The organism is Neobacillus novalis NBRC 102450, from assembly GCF_001591805.1.
Lineage (GTDB): Bacteria > Bacillota > Bacilli > Bacillales > Cytobacillaceae > Neobacillus > Neobacillus novalis.
The window spans coordinates 1-13,000 of record NZ_BCVP01000047.1 but is presented as its reverse complement, the minus strand read 5'-3'; the positions used below and the strand labels follow the sequence as shown (position 1 = coordinate 13,000).

Annotated in this window: 14 protein-coding genes; 10 read left to right on the top strand and 4 right to left on the bottom strand. The window is 37.9% G+C overall.

What is annotated here, in order from left to right; all coding sequences use genetic code 11:
- Nucleotides 1-43: 43 nt before the first annotated feature.
- The gene (gene htpX / locus BANVL01_RS23775; protein WP_066097051.1) at nt 44-925 is read right to left on the bottom strand and encodes a protease HtpX; all 882 of its coding nucleotides are present in this window, start codon (nt 923-925) and stop codon (nt 44-46) included.
- A 219-nt stretch (nt 926-1,144) separates the two neighbouring features.
- On the opposite strand from htpX, the gene yhfZ reads away from it, so the two are divergent.
- From yhfZ to BANVL01_RS23730, 9 genes are all read left to right on the top strand, one after another.
- Nucleotides 1,145-2,071: a GntR family transcriptional regulator YhfZ gene (yhfZ, locus tag BANVL01_RS23770; RefSeq protein ID WP_066092937.1), complete on the top strand. Its 927-nt coding sequence runs from the start codon at nt 1,145-1,147 to the stop codon at nt 2,069-2,071.
- Between the two features lie 143 nt (nt 2,072-2,214).
- The gene (locus BANVL01_RS23765) at nt 2,215-3,090 is read left to right on the top strand and encodes a phosphotriesterase family protein (protein WP_066092934.1); all 876 of its coding nucleotides are present in this window, start codon (nt 2,215-2,217) and stop codon (nt 3,088-3,090) included.
- Between the two features lie 10 nt (nt 3,091-3,100).
- Complete coding sequence (locus tag BANVL01_RS23760; protein ID WP_066092930.1) at nt 3,101-4,210, top strand: aminotransferase class V-fold PLP-dependent enzyme; 1,110 nt, start codon at nt 3,101-3,103, stop codon at nt 4,208-4,210.
- Between the two features lie 2 nt (nt 4,211-4,212).
- Nucleotides 4,213-5,433, top strand: a complete 1,221-nt coding sequence (locus tag BANVL01_RS23755; RefSeq protein WP_066092927.1) for a phosphopentomutase — start codon at nt 4,213-4,215, stop codon at nt 5,431-5,433.
- A gap of 5 nt (nt 5,434-5,438) precedes the next feature.
- Nucleotides 5,439-6,590: a YhfX family PLP-dependent enzyme gene (locus BANVL01_RS23750; RefSeq protein ID WP_066092924.1), complete on the top strand. Its 1,152-nt coding sequence runs from the start codon at nt 5,439-5,441 to the stop codon at nt 6,588-6,590.
- Nucleotides 6,591-6,801: 211 nt separating this feature from the next.
- Entirely contained in the window at nt 6,802-7,872 is a 1,071-nt protein-coding gene (locus BANVL01_RS23745) for an amidase family protein (RefSeq protein WP_066092921.1), read from the top strand.
- A 51-nt stretch (nt 7,873-7,923) separates the two neighbouring features.
- Nucleotides 7,924-8,301, top strand: coding sequence for a PRD domain-containing protein (locus BANVL01_RS23740; protein WP_066092918.1), 378 nt, complete (start codon nt 7,924-7,926; stop codon nt 8,299-8,301).
- A gap of 1 nt (nt 8,302) precedes the next feature.
- Nucleotides 8,303-8,662, top strand: coding sequence for a DUF2620 domain-containing protein (locus BANVL01_RS23735; protein WP_066092915.1), 360 nt, complete (start codon nt 8,303-8,305; stop codon nt 8,660-8,662).
- 20 nt (nt 8,663-8,682) lie between these two features.
- Nucleotides 8,683-9,975, top strand: coding sequence for a YhfT family protein (locus BANVL01_RS23730; RefSeq protein WP_066092913.1), 1,293 nt, complete (start codon nt 8,683-8,685; stop codon nt 9,973-9,975).
- A gap of 336 nt (nt 9,976-10,311) precedes the next feature.
- Here BANVL01_RS23730 and BANVL01_RS23725 read toward each other — a convergent pair whose 3' ends face one another.
- From BANVL01_RS23725 to BANVL01_RS23715, 3 genes are all read right to left on the bottom strand, one after another.
- On the bottom strand, nt 10,312-10,707 hold the full coding sequence (locus BANVL01_RS23725) for a hypothetical protein (RefSeq protein WP_066092910.1): 396 nt from the start codon (nt 10,705-10,707) through the stop codon (nt 10,312-10,314).
- A 1-nt stretch (nt 10,708) separates the two neighbouring features.
- Nucleotides 10,709-10,912: a helix-turn-helix transcriptional regulator gene (locus BANVL01_RS23720; protein WP_066092907.1), complete on the bottom strand. Its 204-nt coding sequence runs from the start codon at nt 10,910-10,912 to the stop codon at nt 10,709-10,711.
- 409 nt (nt 10,913-11,321) lie between these two features.
- Nucleotides 11,322-11,771 (bottom strand): SRPBCC family protein, encoded by a 450-nt coding sequence (locus tag BANVL01_RS23715; RefSeq protein ID WP_066092904.1) that lies wholly within the window; start codon nt 11,769-11,771, stop codon nt 11,322-11,324.
- A 284-nt stretch (nt 11,772-12,055) separates the two neighbouring features.
- Here BANVL01_RS23715 and BANVL01_RS27915 point away from each other — a divergent pair, with 284 nt between their 5' ends.
- Entirely contained in the window at nt 12,056-12,214 is a 159-nt protein-coding gene (locus BANVL01_RS27915; RefSeq protein WP_169803213.1) for a hypothetical protein, read from the top strand.
- Nucleotides 12,215-13,000 lie beyond the last annotated feature (786 nt).

Sequence of the window (13,000 nt, the reverse complement as noted above, 5' to 3'; positions counted from 1 at the left end):
CCACAAATTGGATGATGCCTGCCTGTATCGATGGAAGTTCAGTTTATCTCCTATTCAATCGATTAATTCTTTCGTCAAGATCCGGATGTGTTGAAAATAGCATTGATTTCCGTTTACCGTTAATTTTTAAGGTAGAAATCGCCGTTTGCTCTTCATCTTTCATCCGATTTGAATAAGCCTTTAGACATTGTAATGCGTGAGTCATTTTATCCTTACCGGCTAGGTCTGCTCCGCCTCTGTCTGCGTGAAATTCACGATGTCTTGAATAGGCAAGTACCACAAGGCTTCCTAAAATCGAGAAGGCAATTTGGAAGACAATAACGGCAATGAAATGAACGATTGGCGCTATGTCTTCTTTTACAAAGCGTGACACCGCCCAAGCTGCAATCCGCGCAAGGAAAACAACAAATGTATTTACTACACCTTGCAGAAGGGTCATGGTTACCATATCACCATTGGCAATATGTGCTACTTCATGGGCAATGACTCCCTCAATAGCTGCATCGTCCATTTCATGAAGCAACCCGGTTGAGACCGCAACAAGCGATCGTTTTTTCGAAGGACCAGTGGCAAATGCATTTACTTCTGGTGAATTGTATATTCCCACTTCTGGCATGTGAGTTAATCCAGCTGCACTAGAAAGGCGATAGACTTTTTCGACAATGGTTCTTTCCGAAGGAGATAATGAGCCTTTAGGATCTAACACCTTAACTTTCATCATCATTTTTGCCATCCAGCGTGACATCGCCAAGGATATGAGGGCCCCTGTAAAACCAACTATAGCACTAAATATTAATAGTGAAGTCAGATCAATACCGCCTCGGGCATTCATATAATTTCCGGCACCTGTAAGAGATAGCACAATACTAATGGTGACCAATACTAAAACATTCGTTAATAGAAAAAAGAAAATTCGTTTACCCATCATCTCACCCTTTAATAAAAATTTTGAGTTCAAATGAGCCATCCTCTAAGTCTATTATAACCAATTCTGTAGAGAATACAATTTACATCAACCTTCCGATTTTCCCCTGTAAGTGCCTTCCCTGTGGGATACATATGTAAAAAGGTTGAAAGTTGGATTGAAAGCGTTTATAATCGCAATATACAAAATATAGTATACTGTTTTAAAAGGAAGATGATAATGTGGGAAAAATTATATTCTAAAAATGGATTGGCAGCCAAACAAATTGCCCAGGAGTTAATACAATTAGATATTGGGGTGAAAATCCCGCGCGTATCTGATTATAGTGAAAAGTTGAATTTTGGAAGAGGTACTGTTCAAAGTGCATTCAGTTTACTAGAGGAAATGAAGGCAATAAATCTTGAGGCGCGAGGTCATCTAGGCACCTTCTTAATTCGAAAGGATAATAACCTCTTAAGTGAAATTGCCGGAATATCTCCGTTAATTGGCTCTATGCCTTTACCGTATTCAAGAAAATACGAAGGCCTAGCTACGGGTATTATTGAAGCTTTTGAATTAACAGGGAAAAAAATTTATTTGACCTATATGCGAGGTGGATTGAATCGAATCGAAACAGTCCGAACTATGCGAAGTGATTTTGCGATTGTATCCAAAATGACAGCCGAAAAGGTGTTATCTGATTACCCGAATTTAAAAATAATAAAAAACCTTGGCGTAAATAGTTATGTTTCTGCACACAAGATTTTCTTAGCAGATTCGACAGGAGAACAGGTTAGAGATGGCAAGAAAATCGGTGTTGATATGGATTCACTCGATCAGAAGAATTTAACCTTTGCAGAATTTGATGGTGCCAATGTTGAATATGTAAATGTCAATTACATGCAGCTATTTGAAATGCTTATTTCTAAGCAAATTGATGCAGCTGTTTGGAATATGGATGATCGAAGAATGAGCCAAACATTTAAAGCTATTGATTTCCGGTCTCCTGTAGCTAAAGAAATTTCTGAAGACACTTCAGAGGCTGTCATTATTATTGATGGGAATCGTGAAAAAGAGTTTTTAGAAAAATGGAACTCGGTTGAAATTGATAAGATTTTGGAAATCCAAGCAAGTGTTGAATCAGGAGATAGATTACCAAGCTATTAAACATTATTCCATTACAAAACAAGGAATTATTTTCATAGAGAAATGGTTAGTCGGTAAACTTTCATTAGCCTCCCATTCATTGTAAAGAGAAAGAGTTCTAGTGACCGATTAACAATATCTAAACTAGAAGGAATGTGAATTTAATGTTAGAAAATGGCATTACTTATATGCATGAACATACAACCATTGATCTATCTGAAGTAAAATGTAATGAAGATTGCCAGTTAGATGTATTTTCAGAAACTGTAAGAGAGTACAAAAAACTATATGAAAAAGGAGTCCGTAATATTGTTGATGTTACAAACTTTGGGATGGGGAGAAATATTCCCTTTGTTCAAAAAGTATCTGAGAAATCAGGCGTTAACATTATTTATGCTACTGGATTTTATCAGGAGAAATTTTATCCTATTCAAGTTTTCCGCGAAACAAAAGAACAGCTTGCGGAGAGAATGTTCAAGGAGATTAATGAAGGAATAAAAGGCACCGATGTTAAAGCCGAAATTATCGGAGAGATCGGTACAAGCTATAACAAATGGACAGATGCAGAGAAAAAAGTTTTTGAGGCAGTTGTGATAACTCATAAGGAAACTAATAAGCCGATTACCACACACACTTCTTTAGGAACATTGGGTCACGAGCAGGTAGCCTTTTTTAAAGAAGAGGGAGTTGATTTGAACCGTGTCATTATTGGTCATGTCGACTTAACGGGGGATTTCGATTATATATTGAAAATCATTAAAGAAGGGGCATATGTCGAATTTGATACCATTGGAAAAGAAAATTATATGCCAGACCAGGTTCGAGCTGATATTTTGAAAAAACTACAAGATCTGGGGTATATCGACCGAGTTCTTTTGTCGATGGATATTACTCGTAAATCGCATCTAGAATATCAAAATGGATTGGGTTACTCCTTTTTGTTAGACAACTTTGTCCCACTTTTGCAGAAAAATGGAATTACAGACGAATCGATTGAAAAAATGCTAGTTAAGAACCCAATCACTTTTATGAAAGGATAAGGTGAACGGTATGCAAACATATCCTTTGAGAAGTATTTCCTTAGAAGAAGCTCAGCAAAGACAATTCAGCCTCGTTGATATGATTACCAAACATTTTCGGGGAGAAGAACTACTCGCGTTAGGTGATTTAGGAGTAGTGAAAGGGTTAAATAAACCTCATTACACCAAAAAGATAGAAGGCGTATTAGCCGAGTTTTTCGGAGTAGAAAAGGCCATGCTGGTACGTGGAGCAGGAACGGGGGCATTACGATTTGGTTTTATGACTTTCCTGAAGCCTGGTGACAAGATTCTTGTCCATGATGCCCCTATTTATCCGACAAGTAAGACTTCTTTAGAGTTCATGGGAGCTGTTCCAGTTTATGTTGATTTCCATAACCGTGAGGAAATCAAAAGAGTGATGGGGCAAAATCAAGATTTAGAAGGCGTGCTTATTCAGCATACTCGCCAGAAAATGGATGATTATTATGATCTTGGAGAAACAATAGAGATTATTCGTTCCATCCATCCTAGCTTAACCATCATAACGGATGATAATTATGCAGCGATGAAGGTAGAGAGGATTGGCACACAGGCGGGAGCTGACTTAGCAACCTTCTCGTTATTCAAGCTACTTGGCCCCGAAGGTATTGGGGTGATATTGGGCAGAGCAGATTTAATCAGCAAAATCGAACAACTAAATTATTCAGGTGGAAGTCAAGTACAAGGATATGAGGCACTAGAGGCTTTAAGAGGTCTTATCTATGCCCCAGTGATGCTTGCCATTCAGGCAAATGTTAATGAACAGCTAGTGAGCATTTTGAATGCTGGTGCGGTTCAAGGTGTGAGAAAAGCATATCTGGCTAATGCACAATCAAAGGTGCTATTAGTAGAGTTCTCTGAACCAATTGCCGAGGAAGTATTGCAGCGTGCAAATGAGCTAGGAGCAGCACCTCATCCAGTGGGGGCAGAATCGAAATATGAATTCGTGCCGATGTTTTATCGCGTGTCAGGTACTTTCTTAGAAGCCGACCCAACCCTAGCGAAGAGAATGATTCGTATTAATCCTTTAAGAAGTGGGGCAGATACGATTATCAGGATACTAAAATCATCTATATCGCAGGCAACAGAAGGAAGGCAGTAAAAATGGGAAGAAGAGCAATCATTTTAATAGTAGATAGTTTAGGTGTTGGATATATGGCAGATGCTAAGGACTATCATCCACAGGACGTGGGAGCAAATACTTTTTCACATATACTAGATAAAGTTCCTTCACTGCAAATACCGACTTTTGAAAGGCTTGGCATTAATAAAATTTTGCAACATCCACATCTAAAAGGTACGAATCATATTGCAAGTTATGGGGTTTGTAATTTAATGCATCAAGGTGCTGACAGTTTTGAGGGGCATAATGAAATTATGGGGACCAAACCAAAGAAGGCTTATTTAGCTCCATTTATTGAAAATATCGATGAAGTCAAACTAGCTCTTGAAAAACAGGGCTATAAGGTTGAAATCCCAAATTCGAAATTACCTTATCTATTAGTCAATGATTTTGTCATTGTTGCAGATAACATCGAAACAGATTATGGACAAATCTATAATGTAAGTGCTCCTCTTGATTATATTTCATTTGAAGAAGTGTTAAAGATCGGTCAATGCGTTCGAAAAAATGTTAAGGTAAATCGGGTAATCGCTCTTGGTGGAGAAAATGTAACCCCAGAGCATCTGCAGAAGTCCGTTGAGAGAAGAGAAGATGGCTTGGTGGGTGTAAATTCCCCTAAATCTAACGTCTATAAACAAGGATATCAAGTACGGCATTTAGGATTTGGAATCTCTCCGGAACACCAGCTTCCTACGTTAGCGATAAAAGCTGGACTAGAAGTTTCCCTTGTTGGAAAAATGCAGGATATCATTTATTGTGAAGAGGCAAATAAATTCCCAGGAGTCGATACGGATCAGGTCATGCAGGACCTATTAAGAGAAATGGATCATGTCCAAAATGGGATAATCGCGGCGACAGTGCAAGAAACAGATTTGGCTGGGCATGCACAAAATCCAACACGTTACGCCAATCGGATTCAGGTAGTGGAGACGTATTTACCAAGATTACTTGAAAAGATGCATGAAGATGATCTCCTCATAATGAGTGCTGATCATGGCAATGACCCTACGATAGGTCATAATCAGCATACAAGAGAGAAAACATATCTATTAGCCTACCAAAAACAGTTAACACCAGTTAATCTTGGCGAAAGAAATACCTTGTCTGATATTGCAGCAACAGCTGCTGAATATCTTGGATTAACCAATATTGAAAATGGAACTTCTTTTCTCCCGTTAATGCAGCAACAAAGAAAGGAGTGAGAGAGATGTTTTTAGAAGTAACCCAAAAGTACAACCCAGAATTAATTGAGTTCGCATTGGAGCTTCATCAAAATGGCTCAATCTCACCGAACACTTATGTAATTGATCTAGATACAATCCGAAAAAACAGCTTTATTTTATTTTCAGAATCCAGAAAACAGAATATTGAACTATTTTTTATGACAAAACAATTTGGGAGAAATCCATTGATAGCCCAAGCAATTGTCGAGTCAGGAATTGAAAAAGCAGTTGCGGTTGATCCTTGGGAGGCTTTATCTTTGAGCAAAAATGGGATAAAAATTGGTCATGTAGGGCATCTTGTCCAAATCCCGAAAAAAATGATAGCCCAGATATTAGCATTAAATCCTGAATACGTGACTGTTTTTAGTTATGAAAACGCCAAAAATATTCATGCAGTGGCATCAAAAATGAATAAGAGGCAGAAGGTATTATTACGAATAGCCACCAAAGATGATTATATTTATAACGGTCAAGAGGGTGGGTTCACATTAGAACAAATAAATCAACAAATAGAGGCTTTAGAGCGATTGACGGGAATTCAAATAGCAGGGTTAACTAGTTTCCCATGTGTGTTAATTAACGGAGCAGACGCAAATATAACACCAAATGTAGCGTCCATGCATAAAGTGAAGTCCTTTCTTGAAGATAGAGGTTACAAAAATTTAGAATTGAATATGCCTAGTGCTACTTCAACAGAAACGCTTCCATTATTAAAAAAACACGGGGCAACGCAAGGGGAACCAGGTCATGCTTTAACTGGAACAACACCTTTGCATGCCGTAAAGGACTTACCCGAAAAACCGGCCATGATTTATGTTTCTGAGGTTTCACACTGTTATGAAGACAAAGCATATGTATTTGGTGGTGGATTTTATCCGCGTTCTCGAATGGAGGGCGCATTAGTTGGAACGAACAAGGATGACCTAGAAAAAATACCTATCATCGAAAATGATCCCACCAATATTGATTATTATGGAACTTTAGATACAAGTAAGGTTCATGTAGGGGATACAGTTATTTATGCATTTCGCACCCAAATTTTTGTGACAAATGCACAAGTTGCAATAGTGGAAAATCTGAAAACTAGCCCTGAACTTTTAGGCATATTTGACTCAATGGGACATTTAATCTGTTAAGTTAAGGAGTGTGATTCATGAGATTTTCGAATGATTCTGAGGAAATTATTGGGGAGGCTGCAGGTGCCTTTGGAGAGTCAATGAAGACATTGTCATAACCTTCTAAAAGTTTTGTCTGAATTGATTGAATTTTAGAAATGAAAACGTTATGATATACAATATACAATATACTGTATAGTTAATCCTATACTTGGAATGTGAGTGTAGCTATATGTCTGACTTACACAACAAAATCAATCTTGCTAAAAGAGAATTGGGTAGAACAGTTGTTAAAACAAACCCTACTATTAGCAAAGAGATTATAGGTAAAAATTATGATGCAATGTATTTTGGTGTAAAGGATACGCGTCAGATTCCAGAAGCGATGGTTGAAAAGCTTCGCTCTGATAATCGCTTCGCCTGGCTTACCATTGATAAATCTTCGAATAGAGGACGCGCAATCGACACTGATTTAATTAACCCTGTAACCTATCGGGTAATGACAGGTTCTACAAGTGGCGGACCTATCAATATCGTAAAAGGAATTAATGATTTTGCGATTGGAACAGATGGCGGAGGTTCTGTTCTAGCTCCGGCCTTAAGCTGTCAATTGCCTTCTATGATTGGTGCTGGTCTCGATCTATTCGTAAAAAATAAGAAGAGGTCTACAGAAGGGCTTGAATTTACAGGAAGTATCGGTGTAATAAGCAAAAATGTCCATACATTGAAGACTGTAATGGAATGCTTAACGAATGAAAACCTCACAATTACAACTAATAAGAGGATAAAGGTTCTCATTCCTAAGAAAAATTCAGTTGTATGTCCTGATGGGGTGGATATGCAACAAAAAGTCTTAACGTATCTTTCTAGAATAGAAGAATCTCCTTATATTATAGAAGAAGTTGACATGGGAGGAATCGAGGATCGCAAAAGAGGTATAAATGTCATTAGAGAAGCCTTTAAAAGAAAAGATGTTGATTTGATCGTTACCTGTGAAGGACCAGTTGATGTTTATGGCTATGGAGAAACGATTCCTCAATTTCTTGGCAAAGCAGGATTGGATATCACTAAAAATCATGGGAAGTTTTTAGTAAGGGCAGCTAATATGTGTCAGACTACTGCGATAACTGTTCCAATTGAAACAATAGCTAGTGGATTAGTCATTATAGCGAAAAAGGGGATAACATCTGCCGGGTACGCACTTGAACTGGCTGAAAGATTAGAGAAATCTATTCAAATGCCAGAAGTTTGGAAGCGCTATTTTACCTCGGAATCCAATTTTTCTGGACTCGAGTTCTATTAACCAGGGTTATAGGAAAGTAGTCATCTATTTTTTAGACAGGAGAGCTATTTTATGAATTTACAGGAATATAAAGAGAGGCTGACGATTCTTCTAGAGCAAGAAGTCATAACTGAAAAATCGTCGGATGTTTCTCTATTAGCCTTTAAAGCGTTGCTTAAGGTATTAAATAAAATAGAGGTTGAACAGGCAGAAATGTTATTCACCCATTTGCCTATGGCCTTAACCCGAATTAGTAATGGGGAAAATTTAGAGGGCCCAGCAGCAGAGATTATTACTGAAATTACAAATTCCCCTCATTTTTCAATTGCTAAGTCACAAGTGGGATGGATAGAAGAAAATTGGAATAATCCACTGCCACAGGGAGAAAAAGATTATTTATACATGCATTATTCAAACGTTCTTACTATCAATGTTCAAGGAGGAGCTTAATATGAAAATCGTTGTAGGTGGACAGGTAGAAAAAAAGCAAATTGAAAATTTGATTAAGGAAATTGATCCTTCTATTGAAACCATAGTGAAATCTGATTTAGAAGCAGCTATGGTGATGAAGACAGGTCAAGCAGATTATTACTTTGGAGCATGTCACACAGGTGGCGGCGGTGCCTTGGCAATGGCAATCGCACTAATCGGCAGGGACAAGTGTGAAACAGTATCAATGCCTGGTAAAAAACCGAATGAGCAAAAGGTAATTGAGGCAGTTAAAAGTGGAAAGAAGGCATTCGGCTTTACTGGAGATCATTTTGAAGTCGCAGTACCTATGATTCTAAAGGCATTAAAAACTAATTTATAAAAAGTAAGGGGGCGTAGGTTATGGAAACGTTATTTGTCGTACTTATTGGTGCAGTGGCAGCTGTTTTAGCTAATAGAAATATTGCTGTGTTTAATGATGGATTGCGGCCAATTGTATCTGAACATATCGAAGGAAGGTTAAAGCGCAGAGAGCTAGGATTAACGGCATTTGCCATGAGTTTTGGGCTTGTTATTGGATTTGGTATTCCATTTACTTTGTCAGCAAGTATTATTCTCATACACAGTATTTTATTAGGTACTGATATTATCGGATTGGCTACCCCTAAAAATAAGTGGGGTACCCCTGTTGCGGCGGCTATTGGTGCATTATATGGCTGGGGACTTATTGCTGGGTTGGATGGATTTGTCAAACTATTTGATCACTTACCAGTGAACTTCTTAGAACCGCTTGGTGCGGTAGGTACTCCAGTAGTTGTTACCTTTATGGCTTTCCCAGCATTAGCCGTGGCAATGCAGTTCAGCATTAAAAAGGGTGTCTTAACCTTTGTTGTTTCGGCTTTAGTAAGGCAGTTAGCTGTGTGGGTAAATACAAGTGGATTTCTTAAAATTGGTGGAAATGTCGTCTCTTTGAACCAAGAAGGTATGGCTTTAATTGTTGGAATGATATTCTTATTTACTTATGCTATTAAACAAAAGGCAGAAGAAGGATCTATGATTGATTTAGCTTCAGTATTTAGTGATAAGGTTAAATCAATCAAGAAAAATGTTGTATTCTTTATGGTTATCGGAGCTTTAATTGCAGGTGCTACAAACTTGCTTCTCATGGCCGGAGACCCAATTTCATTAAATCTTTTAGCAGATGGTAAACAGACTGATGCAGGTATCGCTGCAGCCGCAAGAGCGATTGGCTTTATCCCTCTAGTCGCAAGTACTGCTATTGCAACAGGTGTCTATAGCCCAGTTGGTTTTACATTAATCTTTGTTGTTGGATTATTCTCACCAAATGTTTGGGTAGCTGTAGCTATTGGTGCAGTAATTATTTTCTTAGAGGTAACCCTATTAAGTTATATTGCTAGATTCTTAGATAAATATCCTGGTGTACGGAATTCAGGGGAAAATATTCGATCTGCTATGACTAAATTGTTAGAAGTTGCTCTTTTAATCGGTGGTGCAAATGCAGCAAACACGATTGCTCCAGGATTTGGTTTCTTCTTCATCGCAGGCTTCTACCTACTAAACGAAGTGGCTGGCCGACCAATCGTACGTATGGCAGTTGGTCCATTAGGCGCCATTGCTGTTGGTATTATTGCTAATATTTTGGTTGCCTTAGGTATCATGACCATACCTCAATAACTGAAGGAAATAAGGAGACTTTTCATTTTTTTAAAAGAATGGGAAGTCTTTTTTTAAAAAAGATAAGATAGTATAAATTTTAATAAGCGACCGTAGCCAAGAAAAAAGTTGGTATTCGGTAGCCGCTGACGGAAAACAAACAACTAAACAATGATTTCTTGTGAAAAATGTGGACTAGAAACGCAACCTGATTATTATATGCAAGAGAGCATTTCGGCTTAAACTACCAAAACCCAATTACTAGCCAGATAGATTTGCTAAATTACATAAATTCTTTAGAAGAAGAATAACTTTCAGTGCTATGTACATCTCATGTTCCTGACCCCATGTCCCGGTTTACTTTCTTTTCACAACAAATGTTCCAACAACAATTAACATAAATAGCGCTAATAAATAAATACTCAATGCACCTATTTCAATTGTTTCTACACCAATTGCAAATAGCACACAGACTAGTAACATGCTGCCAAATAACGCGATGTACAATGAAAGTGCATAGAAATTTTTAATATTTACCCATGTCCTTTCATCTACATCAGGTACATTATCGCCCTTTCGTTTTTCACGAAATTTTATGGTTCCAAATACAATTCCAACACCTACAACAGAACCAATTATCCCTGCTACAACCGTTCCAACAGGTAAATCAGGAACGAGTAATTTCCCCAGGTACAAACCAATACTCATTGAACAAACAACCGTTATAGCTATAATGATGGGCCACTTTTTCATGCTATTCCTCCTCCAAGGTAAATATTTCATCAAGCGTGACATTAAAATATTTAATCAGCTTTAGTGCCAGTTCTAAGCTAGGGTTATACTTGTGATTCTCGACGGCGTTAATCGTTTGTCTTGTAATTTGCAGAGCTTCCGCCATTTCAATTTGACTAATTCCTTTTGCTAAACGTATTTCTTTAATTCTGTTTCTCACTTTCAAAAGTATCTCACTTCTCTTCCTGTTAACGATGTAAAGATATCTTTACATCGAGTATAAAATAAGAAACCACAAATGTAAAGATATCTTTACATTAGCGATTTCAATTTCCTACTTCAATCTAAAGGGGGCTCCGATTGTGGGACAAGGGAACCTTGTCCCAATTATTTAGGCATAGGGTCGGGGGGCGGTGTACTTCCTTGGTGGGAATGGACTACCGGATGGGAGTTCGATTAAAATGACAATCACCGTCGAAACACCCTTTAAAAACTAGTATGCACTAAGAAGAATATTGGAAGTGGATGTCCCAAAAATATAACTTTAGGGGCACCCCCTTTTGGTGAAAAATTTTGGGGTCATTCCCCCGCTGCTTTAACAAAACGGGGGAATGACCCTCTTTTTGGATACAAAATTAAATTCTATTAAGTTCCTCCAATTTTGTGGAGATAGCGATTGCCATTTCTTTCGTTACTTTAGGAAGATTAGACTTTAAAACCGTATTAACAAATGGTCCCATTGCACCGCCGGCAGTGATTTCTATAAAGCCCGTTATGCCCGTTTTATTTTTATCTATCGCTTCCGCCAGGAAATATCCTCCGCCTGAAAGTTCCTCATTTAACCCTTTTAAATGAAAAGTGACCCGTGTTGGTTCAATCCATTCTTTTATAGTGACCATCAGACTAATCTTTTTCTTTATGAAGCCAATGTTACTATAAAATTCCCAGGTTGACTGACGGTTGGAAAATTTCCGATGTTGAATATATCCAGGAATAAGTGGAGCCCAGTTATCCATATCCTTAACAAAATCCCAAACCTTATTGATTGGTAAACCCACCTCAACTTGATGCACTCCGCTTGGCATTCACTTTCCTTCTTTCCTTTCATTATTAAAGAACTTCATACATTTATATGTTCCTGCCACCATTTGCGGGACATAGGGACAGGCAAAGCGTTTTGGGGGTGCCACTACCCGAAATATGTCGAGAGTATTAGAATAACGCTTTTAGAAAAAAGACCGCTACAGCCACACATTTGGTTCTACGAAAGCCCTTTTTACCTTTAAGTGAATTTGTTCAAATCCTCGGGATAGCCCGAGAATTTTTTGAAAATAATAAGATTGAAAGAATTTTGGTGAGGTGGAATTGTATGCAGCAGGATCAACACGCTAAAGAGAATTTGGGTTCTATTATGAAACCGGAATTTGCCGGAACTGATGCACAAAAAGTAAAACAAGAAATTCAAAAAGATGTAAGCGAAGGACAAGGTGCAATGACTTCCCGAGAGGCAGGAGCAATGCGCGATTAAAAACCACTTCAATCGTGAAGTGAACCCCTTAAGTTGGACTAAAGAATCCAGCTTAGGGGGTTTTTATTTTTTTGCTTCAAAAGAATGGGAAGTCTTTTTTTTTGAGTTTTCCCTGATTCAGAATTTGAGCGCAACCCAATGTCAACGCCTGGGATATTACGAATCGCCGTCATCACCGGAAACCGTTGGCGAGTAAAATGTGGAAAGTGACGAGTAAATTGCCAAAACAGACGAGTAAAATAGAAAAATAGACGGGTAAATACTAATTTTAGACGAGTAAATGATTCAAAGTGACGAGTAAGGGATCGGACTCCTAATAAAGGTAACAAAATAAGTGCATTAAAAAGGGAATCTGAATGAAAGATAAGCAACTTCCTAAATAATATAAGAACTCAGCTAGTGAGATGCTTCGTTTTTGCGAAGATTAAAGTTTACTAGAAGAAATCTTAACAAATAGTCACCCTGCAGGGGGAAATAGTAGTTAGGGACGAGGGGACACCTCGTCCCTCCAAATGTGTAAAAAATGGCGTGTGTCCGTGGTTATTGAATAATAATAGCCACAGACACACGCCACTGATTTATTTTGATACATTATAAAAATGATAACTAGAAAGTGATGCAAATACAATTATCCATTGAACAATCAATGTGAAACAGGGAAAGTAAACTTGCAAACACTTTCGAAAAGTGGTATTCTAAGGAAGAATTATTTTTGTTCGGCGGTTTAAAGGATAGTATTAGTAGAACTTTTCGTCTTAATGATCACTGATAGCAAGGATAGTAACA

Bases quoted from the DNA above. Each gene is read 5' to 3' on its own strand.
- htpX (WP_066097051.1), bottom strand. From the start codon at position 925: ATGGGTAAACGAATTTTCTTTTTTCTATTAACGAATGTTTTAGTATTG.
- yhfZ (WP_066092937.1), top strand. From the start codon at position 1,145: ATGTGGGAAAAATTATATTCTAAAAATGGATTGGCAGCCAAACAAATT.
- BANVL01_RS23765 (WP_066092934.1), top strand. From the start codon at position 2,215: ATGTTAGAAAATGGCATTACTTATATGCATGAACATACAACCATTGAT.
- BANVL01_RS23760 (WP_066092930.1), top strand. From the start codon at position 3,101: ATGCAAACATATCCTTTGAGAAGTATTTCCTTAGAAGAAGCTCAGCAA.
- BANVL01_RS23755 (WP_066092927.1), top strand. From the start codon at position 4,213: ATGGGAAGAAGAGCAATCATTTTAATAGTAGATAGTTTAGGTGTTGGA.
- BANVL01_RS23750 (WP_066092924.1), top strand. From the start codon at position 5,439: ATGTTTTTAGAAGTAACCCAAAAGTACAACCCAGAATTAATTGAGTTC.
- BANVL01_RS23745 (WP_066092921.1), top strand. From the start codon at position 6,802: ATGTCTGACTTACACAACAAAATCAATCTTGCTAAAAGAGAATTGGGT.
- BANVL01_RS23740 (WP_066092918.1), top strand. From the start codon at position 7,924: ATGAATTTACAGGAATATAAAGAGAGGCTGACGATTCTTCTAGAGCAA.
- BANVL01_RS23735 (WP_066092915.1), top strand. From the start codon at position 8,303: ATGAAAATCGTTGTAGGTGGACAGGTAGAAAAAAAGCAAATTGAAAAT.
- BANVL01_RS23730 (WP_066092913.1), top strand. From the start codon at position 8,683: ATGGAAACGTTATTTGTCGTACTTATTGGTGCAGTGGCAGCTGTTTTA.
- BANVL01_RS23725 (WP_066092910.1), bottom strand. From the start codon at position 10,707: ATGAAAAAGTGGCCCATCATTATAGCTATAACGGTTGTTTGTTCAATG.
- BANVL01_RS23715 (WP_066092904.1), bottom strand. From the start codon at position 11,771: ATGCCAAGCGGAGTGCATCAAGTTGAGGTGGGTTTACCAATCAATAAG.
- BANVL01_RS27915 (WP_169803213.1), top strand. From the start codon at position 12,056: ATGCAGCAGGATCAACACGCTAAAGAGAATTTGGGTTCTATTATGAAA.